Source organism: Chryseobacterium sp. YIM B08800 (assembly GCF_026163565.1).
Classification (GTDB): Bacteria; Bacteroidota; Bacteroidia; order Flavobacteriales; family Weeksellaceae; genus Chryseobacterium.
Map to the genome: position 1 here is coordinate 136,642 of NZ_JAPDKN010000014.1, position 16,898 is coordinate 153,539.

Here is a 16,898-nt window from a genome sequence, read left to right on the forward strand (position 1 = left end):
AAGTTTTTTTTAAGACAATGATCTTAATTTCTTAATGTTAAAAATAAATATCAAATTTAAACAGCCTCTAAGAGTCAGATTAAGTTTCATATATAATTCTTACAGATGGTAGATTAAAACATCAAATAAACATGCTCAATGAATAGAATTATTTAAACTTAAATGAACTCTAAACATTTTCAAATTAATCAATTCTCAAATTTTCAAATTAAAATTATGTATACAGAATTAACAGAAGATACGTTACAAAATATCGTTAATGATAACGAAAAAGTAGTAGTGCAATACGGTGCAACATGGTGCGGAAACTGCAGAATCATGAAGCCTAAATTCAAAAAATTAGCTTCAGAAAACGATGCAATTCCTTTTTTATATGTGGATGCAGAAAAACTTCCTGAAAGCAGAAAATTAGCAAAAGTTGACAACTTACCTACCTTCGCAATTTTCAAGAACGGTGAATTGGTCAACCAGGTTCAGTCTAACCAAGCTGAAAGTTTAATTAATTTATTTAACGAATTGTAATAAGGGTTAATAGTTGTTAGTTAATAGTTGTTGGGGTGAAATTCAATATTTTCGGTTGAGATACATCAACAAATATTTTTAATAACTACAATTTATTGCAATTAAAAAATATAAAAAGAATTATGAAATTACCAGTAATCAGACAGTTTTATCAAAACCAAACTCCGGAAAATCTTGAAAAAACTTTAGAGGTTTTAGAATCTTTCACAGAGTTTAGAGGAACTACAGAAGAAGACATGAATGTTGCAGGTGAATTGATTACCAATATTTGTGGCGCTTTGGAAGTTCACGCCAACGTACAAAACGGAATGAGCGAAAAAGATGCTTTAAACTCTTTCGCGCAGAAGGTTTTAGGCTCAATTGACAAGTAATATTTAATATTTAAACACTAATTCCACGAATGTTTTTTCACTAATCTGCACAAATATTTAATTTAAAAATTGTGTTATTTGTGAGTAAATTAATGCCATTTGTGTTTAAAATACCAAAAATAAAATCCCGATGAAAAGACATCAGGATTTTTTGGGTTTATAAAAGTGAATTATAAAATTTCGATAAAACTTATCACTTATAATTCATAACTCATAACTCATCACTAAAATTAGCTTCTTCTGCTCATTAAAATTCTCAAGATATACCAGAACAACAACATAATAGAAGCAAAAAGCTGTAAAGAAGCTCCAACGTACTGATCTGTTGTGTAAGAATCTTTCAGTTTACTTGTCTGATATAAAATTGTAATTGAAGCCAAGATCACCATTCCTACCGAGAACCAAAGTCCAAGGTCGAAACCGAAAATCATTCCGGCAACAATTAACCCCAAAGCAATAAATCCTCCGATTGTAATAATATTTCTAAGGAATGAAAAATCTCTTTTAGAAGTAAAAGCTACTGCAGAAACCCCTGCAAACATAGCAATTGTAAGAGTTGCTGCCTGAAAAATCAATTGACCTGTATTGGGATAAGCCATCGCCATATACATCATTGGCAAAAAAATAATTGCCTGAAGTAAAGTATAAAGAGCAAGACCTAAATACTGAGTAGATCTGCTTTGAGCTAAAGACCATTTGTTTGCTAAAAAAGAAGCCAACCAAAATATCCCCAAAACCAAAAGCCAGCTATATTTCTGTGCTACCATCATATAAACCATTTCGCCTGGAACAACTGCTAATAAAACAGTTTCAACAGCTATAAATGCAAGAATTGCAAAAGCAACATGCAAATAGGTCTTTTTGTAAAAATTAGCCTTTTCTACATCCGAAGAATGCGCGACTAAAACATCTGTCATCATAAGTTCTTTATTTATAATTTTAATTATTTCTAATTACTGTAATCCGGTTTTACACCAAGAATTTTACCATCATTTTCAAAAATCACCGTAATTAAATCTCTCGGCGGATCATTTTTATCATCTGTATATTTATACTGAACCGAAGGATAAGTCTGATTATCGGGTAGCTTTTGATATCCTGACTGATAAACTTCCGTCTTTCTGTCAAAGCTTATTCCGCCAGAAAGCCTTTGGATCATATTTTCATCTACCAGACTCTTTACCTTTTCAGAAATCAGAGTTCCAACCGCTTGTTTATCTGCTGTTTTTAGAGCAGAAATAAATTTAGAGAACGACTGATTATACAATTCAATTTTATCTTTAGGAATAGAAGCCGAAATATCCATTGGTGGATTTTGAACTTCCATTTTTTTCACCTCTTGTGCGAAAGCTGATGAAACCGAAAACAGACACAGAGCAACGATTAATTTTTTCATTTTTATGAGATATTTAAATTTGGCTGACCTAATTTAAGCTAAATAAATTAAATAACCTCCAAAAACTTCATCGTATCTACATTATCTGCATAAGTATTCAATCCCGGGTTTTGTGCTTCTCCGAATTGAATTGAATCAATTCCTAGCTCATTTTTAGCCACAACACACTGAATATTTTCTTCATTTTCAGCAATAAAATCTTTCACTTCATCCAAAGAAGAATATCTGCTGAAATTGATCACAGAAAGCGGACTGAATAATTGGGCATCTTCTTTCAACATCACAAAATTATTATCCCAGAATTTATCCTGATTTAAAAGATAAACCGCTCTGTTGTAATCGTAATTATTGGCGTATTTGTTATGATTGATAATTTCTTTAAAGTCTAAGAAACTCTCAAACAATCTGTCGATCACAAGATCCTGCGGAATAAAAATTCGGGTCACATTTCTGCATCCCAAACCAAAATACTGGAAAATATCATGAGCCAAAAGTTTCAGCTCTTCTTCTGTTTCATCACCTTTTAAAACCGCAATCGAAGTTCTGTTTTTACGGATAATACTTAGATGATTTTTAAAATAATATTCTAAATATCTCGCCGTATTGTTGCTTCCTGTTGCAATAACAGCGTCAAAATTCTCTAATCTTTCAACCATTTCAAAATTGATTTCTCCGTCAGAAAATTCTTTCCATTTTTTAAGTAAAAACGGAAGCATTGTTTTGTCTTTTGATGACAACTTGATCAAAGGAATATGATTGCTTAAAATCACAGAAATCACATCATGCAATCCCACCAGAGGAATGTTTCCCGCAAGAATTAACCCTACTTTTTTTGAAGTTTTAGAAGGTGAATAATGTTGCAGCCATTCATTTATATTTTCTTCGGTCAGTAATTCAGACCATTGTTTCAAAGCATATTTCTGATTATCAGCCGTAAACCACGGATTTTCAATTTCTGATTTCTTCAACACTTGTTGAAATTCAACATCATTCTCATTATAATTTTCAGAATTCTTTGCTAAAAACTCTTTTATATAAGCACTTAATTTATTTAGTCCTAAAACTCTACTTTCGATATTCATAATTACTGTAAAATTGGGGAATATTTTGTAATTTTGTGCAAATTTAAAAAAAATTAGCGATGGCTATTAAAATAACTGATGAATGCATTAATTGTGGGGCTTGCGAACCAGAATGTCCAAACAATGCAATATATGAAGGAGCGGTAGATTGGAAAGCATCCGAGGGTACTGAACTTTCAGGAACTGTAACTTTACCATCAGGTCTTACAGTTGACGCAAATGCACCACAGGAACCTGTGAGTGACGATGTTTATTTCATTGTAACAGACAAGTGTACAGAATGTAAAGGCTTCCATGAAGAGCCACAGTGCGCCGCGGTTTGCCCGGTAGATTGCTGTGTTCCGGATGAAGATCATGTAGAATCTGACGAAGCTTTGCTAAGCAAAAAAGCTTTCTTACACGGTGAATAAAAACTACCGTCTCATAGATTATGAGACGGTTTTATTTTATATTAAAATTAAATCTCTTCGAAATAGTAATAATGAAACCGCAAATTTTTTCTATATTGAATAAAATTTGCAAAAACAACAAGTAAAATTATGAGCAAAAAGCACAATTTCAGCGCAGGACCATGTATCTTACCTCAGGAAGTATTTGAAAAATCAGCAGAAGCTATTTTAGATTTTAACGGGATTGGTTTATCGCTTCTTGAGATTTCGCACAGAAGTAAAGATTTTGTTGCAGTAATGGATGAAGCTCGCGCGATTGTAAAAAGACTGATGAATCTTGGTGATGATTATGAAGTTTTGTATTTGGGAGGTGGTGCAAGTCTTCAATTTGCAATGGTGCCTTACAATTTGATGAAAGTAGGCGGAAAAGCTGCTTATCTTGATACAGGAACTTGGGCTGCAGGAGCTATAAAAGAGGCTAAAAAAGTAGGAAGTGTAGATGTTGTAGGTTCTTCTAAAGAAGAAAACTATTCTTTCATTCCTAAGGATTATAAAATAGGTGCAGAATACGATTATTTCCACTGCACTTCAAACAATACCATCTACGGAACTCAGATGAAAACTTTCCCAGAAGTGGAGACTTTGATGGTTTGTGACATGAGTTCTGATATTTTTTCAAGACAATTAGATTTCTCTAAATTTGATTTAATCTACGCCGGAGCTCAGAAAAATATGGGCCCTGCAGGAGTAACTTTAGTTGTTGTAAAAAAAGAAATTTTAGGTAAGACAGAAAGAGAAAATATGTTCTCAATTTTAGATTACAATCAGCATATTTCTAAAGAATCGATGTACAATACACCTCCGGTTTTCCCTGTTTATGCATCTTTATTGACTTTACAATATTTAGAAAAAAATGGAGGAATTGCAGCGGCAGAAGCAAGAAATGAAGCTAAAGCTAAATTATTGTACGACGAAATAGATTCTAACCCTTTATTTGAAACGTTCTGTGTAAAAGAAGACCGTTCGTTAATGAATGTTTCTTTCAAATTAACTGATGAAATCAAGAAAGAAGAATTTGATGCGGCTTGGAAAGCTGTAGGAATCAGTGGTTTAAACGGACACAGAAGCTTAGGTGGTTACAGAGCTAGTTTGTATAATGCATTACCAATAGAAAGTGTACAGGTTTTGGTAGATGTAATGAAATCTATTAAGTAATTTTAGAATTAAAAAATTCAAAGATTAAAAGATTATTATCATTGTTAAAATTTTCTTAATTTGCGACCCGATTTTAATTTTTAAATATTTCATTTTTTTAATCTTTAAATCAAATTTAATAATAAATGAGAGTTTTAGCTAACGACGGAATCTCCAAAGCTGGAGAGATCGCTTTAAAAGAAGCAGGAATTGAGCTACTCGATAATAGAGTTGCTCAGGATCACGTTATCAGTTTCATTAATGAAAATAACGTAGATGTTCTTCTGGTGCGAAGTGCTACCAAAGTTAGACAAGATTTGATTGATGCTTGTCCGAATCTTAAAATCGTCGGAAGAGGCGGGATTGGTATGGATAATATCGACGTTGAATATGCTATTGAAAAAGGATTATATGTAATCAATACTCCTACTGCTTCATCAAAATCGGTGGCAGAGTTGGTTTTTGCACATTTCTTTTCATTAGCGAGATTTTTACATGAATCTAACCGATTGATGCCATTGGAAGGGGAAACTCATTTCAATGCGATGAAAAAATCTTTCAGCAAAGCATACGAACTTTCGGGCAAAACTTTAGGAGTCATTGGTTTTGGAAGTATCGGTCAGGAAGTAGTAAAAATGGGAATTTCTTTAGGGATGAAAGTAAAAGTTCTGACCAGAAAACCCAGAACAGAAGTTTTAAGCTTAGAATTTTTTGACGGTCAAAAACTAAACTTTGAAATTACTTCTACGAATGATACCGAAGCGTTTTTAAAAGACACCGACTTTATCAGTATCAATACCCCAAAAACCAACGAGTATATTATTGATACTCCACAGTTTGAAAAAATGAAAGATGGCGTTTACATCGTCAATACCGCAAGAGGAGGCGTGATCAATGAAGTTACTTTGCTCGATTTTATAGAATCCGGGAAAGTGGCAGGAGCCGCTCTTGATGTTTTTGAAAACGAACCGTCACCTGAACTTATTTTACTGATGAATCCGAACCTGTCTCTTACACCGCATTTAGGAGGAAACACCGTAGATGCGCAAGAAAAAATCGGTGTAGAACTTGCCCATCAGATTATTGAAATTAAAAAGAAACTATAAATTATATATGCCAGTTTTTAAACCTTTCCGTGGAATACGACCTCATAAAGATCATGAGTCAACGTTTCCTACTCATCCTTTAGATAATTTCACACAAGCTGAAATTGCTGAAAAAGCACAAAAAGAAAAAACTTACATCAATATGATTAAACCCTATGTTGTAAGCAAATCTAAAGATGTCGACCGGAATTTAAGGAAAATCCGTACTACTTTTGAAGAACTTCTGGAAGACAAAACCTTAGTTCAGGATAGCTCTGCCTATTATCTTTATGAGCAGATTTATCCAAACAAACAAATATTCAGAGGGCTTCTTGGCTTATCGAGCATTGAAGATTTCTGGAGCGGAAAAATAAAAAGGCACGAAAGTACCATTCCTCAAAGAAAAGAAAAGCTGGCGCATTATCTTGATAAAGTGAATCTTCAGGCAGAACCTGTTTTGCTTACTTATCCGTCCAATTCAAAAATTGAATTGCTGATGAATCACGAGGAAAAAAATGTTCCTATTTTCAATCATGTAGATTCTATCGGGATCAGACATAAAATCTGGAGAATAGATAACCGATTGAAACTGCAACAGTTTAAAGAAGTGATCGATCAGATCGAATCTTTTTATATTGCTGATGGTCACCATAGAATTGGTTCTACAGCGCTTCACGCAAAGCGTCTTAAAGAAAAAAACAAACGTCACAACGGAACTGAAGCGTATAATTTTGTCTATAGTTTTATTGTTTCCAATCAATCAATCAAAATTCACGATTACAACAGAATTCTGAGTAGTATTGGAGATTTATCTAGTGAAGATTTCTTGAAAAAACTGGAAAAATATTTCCTTATTCACGAAAAAGATCAGACTCCATACTACCCTTCTCAGAAATTCCACATTTCAATGTATTTGGATGGAAAATTCTATTCACTTCACGTAAAACACGATTTGCGTTCTCCAGAAATGTCACTTGATAATCTCGATCATCATATTTTAGATAAGTATATCATTAAAGATATTTTGAATATTGAAGATTCTGACAGCTCAGATCAGATTATGTATGTAAAAGGAACTTCCAATATTGAAGGAATCAATCTATTGAAAGAAAAAGTAGACAATGGTGAAGGAAAAGTAGGTTTCGGAATCTATCCGGTAAGCTTTAATGATATGATTAAAATATCAGATTTAAAGCTTAGTATGCCTCCAAAATGTACATTTATCGAGCCTAAACTGGTTACTGCATTATTAATGTACGATATGAAGCCATAATTATCTATTTTTTATTTATTTTTATGCTCCGAAAAGAAAACGGTCAGTAAAAATGAAAAAAATCTTACTCATCATATTTCCACTCTTTTTGAGTGGATTTTTATTTTCTCAGAAAAAAACTCCGGCAAAAAAGCCCAAACCGATTCCTAAATTCAACTATCACGAAGAATTTAAGAAAATCTCTGACGAAATTTTTCTTCACGGAACTGCTTATGATAATCTTGGTGAATTAACCAAAGGAGTCGGCTCAAGATTCAGCGGAACGCCTGGTTATGCAAAAGCTACGGAATGGGCAGAAAAAAACTTAAAAGAAGCCGGTGCAGAAAATATCTGGAAACAGGAAGTGAGAGTTCCGATCTGGATCAGAGGAAAAGAATCTTTACAAATAAAAACGTCCAGCGGTGACTGGAAAACTATAAAAATGCTTTCTTTCGGGAATTCTGAAGGAACAAAAGGAAAAGATCTTATTGCCGATATTCTTTTGGTAAATGATGTACAGGAACTGGTAAATCTGAGAACTTCCGATGTAAAAGATAAGATTATTTTTGTTAACTACCCTATCGATCCTACGGTAATCAGTACGGTAGATTCTTATATGATCGCAGCAAAATCTAAACTTATTTCTGCGTCTGTTATTGGTCAGAAAGGCGCAAAAGCTTTAATCATACGATCATTAACAACGGCTTCAGACGATATTCCGCATGCAAAACAGGTGTATTACGAACCGGACGATAAAGCAAGAATTCCGGCAATGACCATTGGAGTTCGTTCTGCAGATGAACTTGAAAGTCTTCTTAAAAAAACGTCTGTTAAAGCTAAAATTAATATGTCTGCCGAATCAAAAGGTGAAACAATTAATCACAATATCATTGGTGAAATTCCAGGAAAAAAAGATTCTAAGATAATTGTTCTCGGAGCCCAGCTCGATTCATGGGATTTTGCAGAAGGTGCACATGACGACGGAACCGGAGTGGTACAATGTATGGAAGTTTTAAGAACGTTTAAAGCTTTAGGATACGATAATAATCACACCATAAGAGTTGTACTTTACGCCAACAGTGAAAATGGCGGAATGGGTCGAGAAACGTATGCCATGAGCGTAAAAAAGAAAGAAGAAAAACATATTCTGGCTTTAGGAAGTGATTCCGGAGGATATTCTCCGCGAGGTTTCTCTTTAGATATGTCGCCACAGAGAAGAAGGCTTATTTTCGAATGGAAAAACTACTTTTTACCTTACGGGATCTATGATTTCGACCAAACCTATGCCATTCAGGATATTGCACCTTTGAAAAAACTAGACATTCCTTTGGTAGAAATGGTGGTCGATACACAACGTTATTTCGATTATCACCACTCTGAAAAAGATACTTTCGATAAGGTCAATAAAAGAGAATTATTACTTGGAGCAGTTGCGATGACGCAGCTTGTCTTTATGATCGATAAAAACTGGTAAGAATTAAGAAAAATCAAAAAATATGAGCGTTAATAAAAGGCTTTTAGAGGAAAAATCAAGTCAGGAATTAGAAGAATATATCAAGCCTGAAAGTAAATTTGTACCGGAAGCCAATCAGTATGCCTATGAAATTTTGAAATCCAGAGGCAGAATATTTACTGATGAAGAGAATGAAAGATTTTCTAAAAAAGAAATTAATAAAAATAATACAGATACAAGCATACATCCTAATTATAAAAAAGCTGCAGAATTCCTTTATATTTCAGCATTTTTAGGAATTGGTAATCTAATCTGGACGTATGATACTTTACATAGTGGGTTTGAAGTTTTCATTGCAATTATTGTCTTAGCTTTCGGTTTTACATTGGCATATTTTACCAGCAAAGGCATAGAATGGTTTAAGTATCTATTACTTGTTCTTTTTGGATTAGGCATTTTTGGAATTCCATTTATACTTTCTAATATAAAAAACGATCCTGTTATAGGAATCATCAATATTGTACAAACTCTACTTCAAATTTGGGCTTTAGTTTTATTATTTAAAATTCCCAAAACTAATGATAATTCTCAACCTGTTTAATCAAACTAATCATCAATATTAAAAATGGAAATCATTCAATTAAACTTAGATCCAGACAAAATAAACAATCCTAAAATCAACGAACTCTACTCTCAATTTCAGGAAGTTTTAGAAAAACTTAACGATAAAAAGTTACCTTCTGAAGCGGTACATTATATTAATAATATTGTTGAGCAAACTAATTCAACAACATTACATGATAAAGCATTACTGAAATTATTAAAAGACAAGCAAGATCTCATCATAAAATATTTGGAGAAAGAGCATAAAATTGTTCCTAAAAGCTATTATAAAAAATTATGGTTAGCGGTAGGAATGACCGCTATCGGTTTACCAATCGGACTTCTTTTTGGTTTACTAATGAAAAATATGGGATTAATGGCAATAGGATTACCAATTGGTTTAGGTATCGGTGCTGCAGTAGGTTCTTCCATGGATAAGAAAGCATTGGAAGAAGGAAGACAGATCGATGTAGAGTTGAAATTTTAATGTGAAGATCTAAACAAAGAGTAATTATGAAAAATATTCTATCAGCTGCGGTTGTCTTTTTAAGTTTAAATGTATTTGGACAAATCAAAGAAGATTCTATACAGTTCAGCAGAATTTCAACAGAAATTTTAAATAAAGGAAAATCTTACACCGAGCTTAGAGATTTAACCAAAAACATTGGCCATCGACTGAGCGGTTCTGAAGCTTATGAAAAATCGGTAAAATGGGCAGAACAGAAACTGAAAGAAGCCGGCGCTGACAAAGTCTGGTTACAGGAAGTAATGATTCCGGTTTGGGAAAGAGGAAAAGAATCTTTAAAAATAAAAGCTCAAAACGGGAAATGGAAAACTCTAAAAATGCTTTCTCTTGGTAACTCCGAAGGAACAAAAGGAAAAGATGTTTCTGGAGAGATTATTATGGTAAAATCTTTGGCAGAATACGATAAGCTCAGTCCGGAACAGGTGAAAGATAAAATTGTTTTCTTTAATTATCCTTTCAGTCAGTCTTATGTTCAGACTTTCAAATCATACAGCGATGCCTCAGTTTATCGGTCTACCGCTGCAGCTTTAACAGCCAAAAAAGGTGGAAAATTTGCCATTGTAAGGTCACTTTCTTCTGCATTTGATGATGTACCGCATACCGGAGCGATGAGATACGGAGATTCAGAAAAAATTCCGGCCGTTGCCATTGGAAATACTACTGCAGACGAATTGGAAACCCTTTTAAAATCACAAAAAATTACCGCTAAACTCAATTCAAATTGCGGAATGAAAGCCGAAAGGCTCTCCCACTCTGTGATTGGCGAAATTACAGGAAATAAAGATAAAAGCGTCATTGTTGTTGGCGGACATTTAGATTCTTGGGATGTTGGTGAAGGAGCTCACGACGACGGAGCTGGAATTGTGCAGAGCATTGAAGTTTTAAGAACCTTTAAAAATTTAGGCCTGAAAAATAATCATACCATAAGAGTTGTTTGTTTTGCAAATGAAGAAAACGGTGTGAAAGGCGGTCAACAATACGGAAAAACCGTAAAAGAGAACAATGAAAAACACCTTTTTGCTTTAGAATCTGATGCGGGAGGTTTTTCTCCGAGAGGAATTGCTTTAGAAATGGATGATGATAAAATCAATCAGATTAAAACATGGTCTCCCCTATTTATTCCTTACGGAGCTTATGATTTTGACGGAAGATATTCCGGAACAGATATTTACCCTTTAAAAGATATGGGAATTCCTACAGCAGAACTCGTTCCGGATTCCCAGCGATATTTTGATATTCATCATACCGAAGAAGATACTTTTGAAAAAGTCAATCGTCGCGAATTGTTATTAGGAGCAACAATTATGACACAAATGATTTATATGATCGATAAAAACTGGTAAAACAGAAAGTCCTCAAATTGAGGACTTTCTTGTTTTTAATTTATTTCAAGTATTCTTTTTTAGCAATCATATAGTCTAAAACCTTCCCTTCTCTTTTCACTTTAACGGTGATAGAATTAAGATCTTTTTCTATACGATTTTGCAGATATTTGCAAACAGATTCCTGGTCAAGATTTTCTAAGCTTATGTTGTTCAGGCTCATAATTTCATCGTCAAGTTTTAGTGGAACATCACTTCCGTTAAAAAGCAATACGACTTTTGCTTTATGATCTATAAATCGATAGGCAAAGCCAAAAGATTCTAATTTTGAAGGATAATTTTTAATTTTATTTAAATAGATTTTATTATTTTTCCAATCCATTATAAATCTAAACTTTTTCAGAAATTCATTTCCAAGAAGACTTGAAGATCCTGTAGAAACAATTTCGTCTTCAAATTTTTGTTCATCCAAAAGCACTTCATTGGGTTTAAAATAATAAGAAGATTCGGGTTTCCCTGCTCCAAAAGCTCCTACAGAAGCTGTTCCGTAAGTTTCAATAGATTTTACTTTAGTATTTTTCGGATCATACTCATTGTTAGAAATTCTTACCGTACCTGTAAATCCTGTATCAAAAGTAAGGTTTATTTTTTCATCTAAAATATTAGCTTTTACAACTGGAGTTTTCTGAGGTTTTGGAGTAAATGACAATACGGTTTCGTAGCCTTCTTTAGAGAAATTTGCTAAATCTTTGGTTGCTTCTATTGAGTTTTCTGAATAATTAATTCTCCAGAAAAGTTTTGCCATCTGATTGGCTCCGATAATCCCGTCAATTTTAAAGCATTCAAACTCAATTCCTTTTAGATCCATCACAATAGCTCCAATATTTTTGAAGGTAATTTCATCAACTTTCATTTCCGGAACTTCGGTAAAGATTTGTTCCTGCTTATTTTTTTTGGAATCTGTGACTTTACTGCGGTGTTTTTTCTTAAGATTGAGCTCATTATAAATTGCAGTTGAAATCACCGTCGGAGCGCCGGAATCAAAAAGAAACCGATAGATCTTCCCATTGATATTTACTTTAACGAAAGGCAATTCGTTGGTATAAGTCAGATTAATTTTTTCAACAGGATTTTTTAATTCAGCTTTACCATTTTCAAAAAATCTTTTTCCTTGTGCTGAAGCTGTGATCGTAAGAAATAGTAGAACAAAGAATATATATTTTTTCATGAATTATTTTTTATAAAAATAGTGTTTTATCATGAATGAGGCTTAATCAATATTAAAAGGTTAATTCGCTTACTTTAGCTTTATCGTTAATTTAAACCTAAATACGGTTTCCCGTAAAGAAACAAATCAATGTTTGTGTATTATTGCATCACAAAACTAATAACCATGGAAATTATTCTCATTGTAATTTTAGCTGTATTGGCTATCTATTTCTATACACAAGCTAAAAAACTAAAGAACGAAATTAAAAATAAGGATCTCAAAATTATTGATTTAACAAGGATTATTAATCAGTTTCAATCTGAAATATTAAAATATCAGACAGAAAATAATTCTTTAAAAACAAATCTTCAGTCTGCAAAAAAAGACTTATCATATATTCAGATTACCAATCGGGAATTAAAAGATAAAATTGTGGAATTAAGCAAATACCAAAACATTATCGATGTAAAAATTGAATGTGAATATTTGCTTAAAAAAGCTCAAAAAGACTATGAAAAACTGAGAGAAAGAGGTAATCTGGAATTATCTGAAGCTCAGGAAAACGCCAAAGAATCCCGAAGAAACATCAAAGAACTTACTGAAAAGAAACAAAGAGAAATTGAACTTCTGTATGAAAATGCGGTAAGAGAATCTAAAAGAATCATCGATAATGCTGAAAATAAAGCCGAAACTATTGGCGGAGATGCATACCGAAGTCTAAGAGAAGCTGATGAAATTGCAAATAGAATTCAGGCCATGAAAAACGTTATTAAGGGTTATGGAAATGAATATCTTGTGCCAAGTTACACTCTTTTAGATGAGCTTGCTGAAGATTTCAGTCATAAAGATGCGGGTGAAAATCTTAAAAAGCTCCGTCAAAATAATAAAATTATGATCGTCAACCGACAAGCCGGAATCTGTGAATATATGGATAACGAAAGACAAAAAACAGCCGTCGATTTTGTAATAGACGCTTACAACGGAAAAGTAGATTCTATTTTGTCAACCGTAAGAAAAGATAATTATGGTATTTTAAAACAGAAAATCGAGGATGCTTTTCAGTTGGTTAATTTTAATGGAAAAGCTTTCCGTAATGCAAGAATTTCAGAAATTTATCACCAGGCAAGACTTGAAGAGCTAAAATGGGCAGTTGTAGCACAAGAATTACGGGCAAATGAGCTTGAAGAGCAACGACAAATTCGCGAGCAAATCCGTGAAGAAGAAAAAGCCCGAAAAGAATTTGAAAAAGCAATAAAAGACGCAGAAAAAGAAGAACAAACTTTAAAAAGACTGATTGAAAAAGCGGAAGCGCAAGTTTCGAGAGCCAATGAAGAACAGAAAGCTCTTTTTCAGCAAAAATTAGAAGAACTGCAAGGAAAACTCGAACAGGCAGAAGAAAAAAACCAAAGAGCTATCTCTATGGCGCAACAGACCAAAACCGGGAACGTTTATGTCATTTCAAATATCGGTTCGTTTGGAGAACATGTTTATAAAATCGGGATGACGAGGCGTTTAGAGCCATTAGACCGGGTTCGTGAATTAGGTGATGCAAGTGTTCCGTTTGAGTTTGATGTGCATGCGATGATTTATTCGGATGACGCTCCCGCTTTGGAACGACAGCTTCACAAGAAATTTCTTAAAAACCAGCTCAATAAAATTAATCCAAGAAAAGAGTTTTTCAGACTCGATTTAAGTGATCTGAAAAACCATCTTGAAACAATAGGAATCAATTGTAAATGGACACTTTTGGCTGAAGCAAAACAATACAGGGAAACTTTAAAGCTCGAAGAGGAAATGAAAACCGATAAAACTTTGGAAGCCGAATGGGAACAGTATCAGAAAATAGCAGATCCCGTGAGTTACGAAGAAGTTATTGAAGAAATTTAAGCTTTATAACCCATTCATTTTTTGAATTTTAGCTAAAAACTTAAAATAATTGTTAGATTTTTCTTTGTCAGAATAAAAAAACGTTCTATATTTGCACCACTGAAAACAACGATACAATCGGAGTTTAAGGAGAGATGGCAGAGTGGTCGATTGCGATAGTCTTGAAAACTATTGACTGTAACAGGTCCGGGGGTTCGAATCCCTCTCTCTCCGCCAGTTGGAAACCAAAAAACATCAAAAGCCTTTAAATAATAGTATTTAAAGGCTTTTTTGTGTTTATGTTATATCAAAAAATATCATAATAATACAAATAAAAAGAGAGTCATTCGGTGAGTAGTAAAAAAGAAAAACAAGTACTCACCTAATTTGATGATAAACGCCCTATTCATTACTTATTCAAACAATTGAACATCTTGTAGGTTTAAAGGTTCACAAATAAATTTATTAACCTTTAAAATTATTATTTATGCAAACCTACAGTTTACTATTTTACACAAAAAAGACGAAAAGCAATTCTGATGTTTCAGCCATTTATATGCGGATTACCGTTGATGGAAAACGAATTGAAATTTCTACAGGAAAAAACATAAAAACTTCTGACTGGAATTCCAAATCGGGAAAAATTTCAGGAAGTTCATCTCAGACAAAATCTTTAAATTCATTCCTTGAGGGTTTACGAACAAAAATGTTCGAATCTTACATTTATCTTTTAAACAGCAAAAAGGCAATTACCTGTGAAAATCTAAAAAATAGATTTTTAGTTATTGATGTCAGAAAAGTCACATTAATAAATGTTTTCAAAGACCATAATAGTCAAATAGAAAAATTGATAGGAAAAGGATTTGCTCATGGAACTTGGGAAAGATATGAAACCTCTCTTAGACACACTCAGCAATTTATGATGCGGAAATATAATATCTCAGATATTGGCGTAACAGAAATAAATCCGACATTTATAGCGGATTATGAATTCTTTTTAAAAACAGTTCGTAATTGTGCAAATAATTCAGCAGTAAAATATATCAAGAATTTTCAGAAAATAATTAATATTTGTTTAGATAATGAATGGATGACTAAAAATCCTTTTTTAAATTATAAATCTAAGGTAATAGTGACCGAGGCTTGTTTCCTAACGGAAGCTGAATTAGATAGGATTAAGAATAAATTATTTAAGACAGAGAGATTAACAATAGTTCGAGATATTTTCCTTTTCTGTTGTTTTACAGGATTATCATATTCAGATGTAAAGAAGCTAGCAAAAGAAAATATAGTAATCGGTAGTAATAGTGAGAAATGGATTAAGATCAAAAGAACAAAGACAAAAATTGAGGCAAATATTCCCATTCTTTCCCAAATAGATGTGATGTTGTAATGTAGCTTTTTTTAACCCATTTACAGTAAAGGACTTTTGAGAGAATTCTACAAATGTATTATTTTCTATAAAATCAAAAACTTTGGTTGCAACGTCATAATCTAGACTAAATACTGTTTGTTTATCAGAAGCAAGAGGCGGTGAATCACCAGCAAACATTTGGTCTCGAATTTTTGTTGGGAAATTTAGTTCTGTTAATGTTTTCGCAACAGTACCATCTTCGCCAACATACTCAGAATCGCCCTCATCTATATTTCCATCTTTATTCACATCAATTTTTTGATTATTTTTATTAACGATGTATACTCGATCAGGGAGATTATTTTCTTCAATTTTCACATCACCTGTTTCACTATTTACAAAAATATTATTCTCATTTCTTCCATCTGGATCAATAAAAGTTATAGGATTATTAAACCCATATCTAAATGGAGACCAAGCTCGATTCTTTTCCGCCAGCGGATCTACCACACCCCATCTTCCAATATCAGGCATGTAGAATCTTGCTCCGTAATCATACATTCCGTAATCTACTTCATTTTTTTCAAAGTTTCCTACTCAACTTTTTCTCGTGCGAGGCTTTTCACTGTGAACGTCTTCTCTTGCTCGCTTTCGTAAAGATATGATTTTCAATTAAAAAATAAAATTCGTATATTACAGATTAAATTTTTATTTTTAAACAATCGATGCTTTTATCAAAGCAGCTAAACTTAAAAATATTGTTGTTTTATAAAAATCATATTATGAAAAATATTTTATTGCTATTAACCTTTTTTATTACTTCATCTGCTCTTGCACAAGCTCCGCCGCCACCATCGATGCCTACAGAGGACAATAAAATTTTGATTGATAAACTTATTAAAGTAACCGAATTTGAAAATTATTTTAATAGCTATTGTAAAAATAAAGTAGAGCAAACTGCTATAGAAAATAACTGGGACGATAAGAAAAAGCAAGAGATTCTCAAAAGTATAAATTTTAGTCAGTTTACAGATACTATTTATAATAATTTTGCACGTAATACTAAAGAAGATTTGGTAGAAACAATCAGTTTAATAAAAAAATTAAACAAAAAAAGGAATTTGTCTTCTACAAAATTAATTATCTCAAATTTTATGATACAAAATAACTTGGAAGGATATGTAAAATTTCTTTTAAAGGGTGATTATCTATTTATTAAGAAATAGAAAGTTATTCAGATAAAAGAGGCTGTCTCATTTGAGACAGCCTCTTT

Annotated in this window: 17 protein-coding genes, 1 tRNA gene and 1 pseudogene; 14 read left to right on the forward strand and 5 right to left on the reverse strand. The window is 32.8% G+C overall.

The window, feature by feature from the left end; all coding sequences use genetic code 11:
• Positions 1-216 precede the first annotated feature (216 nt).
• On the forward strand, positions 217-522 hold the full coding sequence (locus tag OEW74_RS06930; protein ID WP_034758304.1) for a thioredoxin family protein: 306 nt from the start codon (positions 217-219) through the stop codon (positions 520-522).
• A 122-nt stretch (positions 523-644) separates the two neighbouring features.
• The gene (locus OEW74_RS06935; RefSeq protein ID WP_047481054.1) at positions 645-893 is read left to right on the forward strand and encodes a DUF6952 family protein; all 249 of its coding nucleotides are present in this window, start codon (positions 645-647) and stop codon (positions 891-893) included.
• A 230-nt stretch (positions 894-1,123) separates the two neighbouring features.
• On the opposite strand, the gene OEW74_RS06940 is transcribed toward OEW74_RS06935, so the two are convergent.
• The 3 genes from OEW74_RS06940 to OEW74_RS06950 are packed head-to-tail and all read right to left on the reverse strand — an operon-like array spanning position 1,124 to position 3,371.
• Positions 1,124-1,813 (reverse strand): Bax inhibitor-1 family protein, encoded by a 690-nt coding sequence (locus tag OEW74_RS06940; protein WP_265427780.1) that lies wholly within the window; start codon positions 1,811-1,813, stop codon positions 1,124-1,126.
• A gap of 29 nt (positions 1,814-1,842) precedes the next feature.
• Positions 1,843-2,289, reverse strand: coding sequence for a peptidylprolyl isomerase (locus OEW74_RS06945; protein ID WP_204535011.1), 447 nt, complete (start codon positions 2,287-2,289; stop codon positions 1,843-1,845).
• A gap of 47 nt (positions 2,290-2,336) precedes the next feature.
• Complete coding sequence (locus OEW74_RS06950) at positions 2,337-3,371, reverse strand: acyl-CoA reductase (RefSeq protein WP_265427781.1); 1,035 nt, start codon at positions 3,369-3,371, stop codon at positions 2,337-2,339.
• Positions 3,372-3,430: 59 nt separating this feature from the next.
• Between OEW74_RS06950 and OEW74_RS06955 the strand changes: the two genes are divergently transcribed.
• From OEW74_RS06955 to OEW74_RS06990, 8 genes are all read left to right on the forward strand, one after another.
• Positions 3,431-3,781: a 4Fe-4S binding protein gene (locus OEW74_RS06955; RefSeq protein WP_219240263.1), complete on the forward strand. Its 351-nt coding sequence runs from the start codon at positions 3,431-3,433 to the stop codon at positions 3,779-3,781.
• 129 nt (positions 3,782-3,910) lie between these two features.
• Entirely contained in the window at positions 3,911-4,975 is a 1,065-nt protein-coding gene (serC, locus tag OEW74_RS06960; protein ID WP_265427782.1) for a 3-phosphoserine/phosphohydroxythreonine transaminase, read from the forward strand.
• Positions 4,976-5,100: 125 nt separating this feature from the next.
• Entirely contained in the window at positions 5,101-6,060 is a 960-nt protein-coding gene (locus OEW74_RS06965; RefSeq protein ID WP_265427783.1) for a D-2-hydroxyacid dehydrogenase, read from the forward strand.
• Between the two features lie 7 nt (positions 6,061-6,067).
• Positions 6,068-7,312 carry a DUF1015 domain-containing protein gene (locus OEW74_RS06970; protein WP_265427784.1) on the forward strand — a complete coding sequence of 415 codons (1,245 nt, stop codon included), beginning with the start codon at positions 6,068-6,070 and terminating at the stop codon, positions 7,310-7,312.
• Positions 7,313-7,364: 52 nt separating this feature from the next.
• Positions 7,365-8,765: a M28 family peptidase gene (locus tag OEW74_RS06975; protein ID WP_265427785.1), complete on the forward strand. Its 1,401-nt coding sequence runs from the start codon at positions 7,365-7,367 to the stop codon at positions 8,763-8,765.
• Positions 8,766-8,787: 22 nt separating this feature from the next.
• Complete coding sequence (locus tag OEW74_RS06980) at positions 8,788-9,345, forward strand: hypothetical protein (RefSeq protein ID WP_265427786.1); 558 nt, start codon at positions 8,788-8,790, stop codon at positions 9,343-9,345.
• Between the two features lie 24 nt (positions 9,346-9,369).
• Positions 9,370-9,834, forward strand: coding sequence for a hypothetical protein (locus OEW74_RS06985; RefSeq protein WP_265427787.1), 465 nt, complete (start codon positions 9,370-9,372; stop codon positions 9,832-9,834).
• A 26-nt stretch (positions 9,835-9,860) separates the two neighbouring features.
• Positions 9,861-11,216, forward strand: a complete 1,356-nt coding sequence (locus OEW74_RS06990) for a M20/M25/M40 family metallo-hydrolase (RefSeq protein WP_265427788.1) — start codon at positions 9,861-9,863, stop codon at positions 11,214-11,216.
• Between the two features lie 40 nt (positions 11,217-11,256).
• Here OEW74_RS06990 and OEW74_RS06995 read toward each other — a convergent pair whose 3' ends face one another.
• Positions 11,257-12,423, reverse strand: coding sequence for a retropepsin-like aspartic protease (locus OEW74_RS06995; protein WP_265427789.1), 1,167 nt, complete (start codon positions 12,421-12,423; stop codon positions 11,257-11,259).
• A gap of 165 nt (positions 12,424-12,588) precedes the next feature.
• Here OEW74_RS06995 and OEW74_RS07000 point away from each other — a divergent pair, with 165 nt between their 5' ends.
• From OEW74_RS07000 to OEW74_RS07010, 3 genes are all read left to right on the forward strand, one after another.
• Entirely contained in the window at positions 12,589-14,292 is a 1,704-nt protein-coding gene (locus tag OEW74_RS07000) for a DUF4041 domain-containing protein (RefSeq protein ID WP_265427790.1), read from the forward strand.
• A gap of 128 nt (positions 14,293-14,420) precedes the next feature.
• Positions 14,421-14,508, forward strand: a tRNA-Ser gene (locus OEW74_RS07005).
• Between the two features lie 250 nt (positions 14,509-14,758).
• Entirely contained in the window at positions 14,759-15,664 is a 906-nt protein-coding gene (locus OEW74_RS07010) for a site-specific integrase (protein WP_265427791.1), read from the forward strand.
• Positions 15,665-16,045: 381 nt separating this feature from the next.
• Here the strand turns inward: OEW74_RS07010 and OEW74_RS19690 are convergent.
• Positions 16,046-16,189, reverse strand: a pseudogene (locus tag OEW74_RS19690) (RHS repeat-associated core domain-containing protein); the annotation flags it as partial.
• Between the two features lie 218 nt (positions 16,190-16,407).
• Here OEW74_RS19690 and OEW74_RS07020 point away from each other — a divergent pair.
• Positions 16,408-16,851 carry a hypothetical protein gene (locus OEW74_RS07020; RefSeq protein WP_265427792.1) on the forward strand — a complete coding sequence of 148 codons (444 nt, stop codon included), beginning with the start codon at positions 16,408-16,410 and terminating at the stop codon, positions 16,849-16,851.
• Positions 16,852-16,898 lie beyond the last annotated feature (47 nt).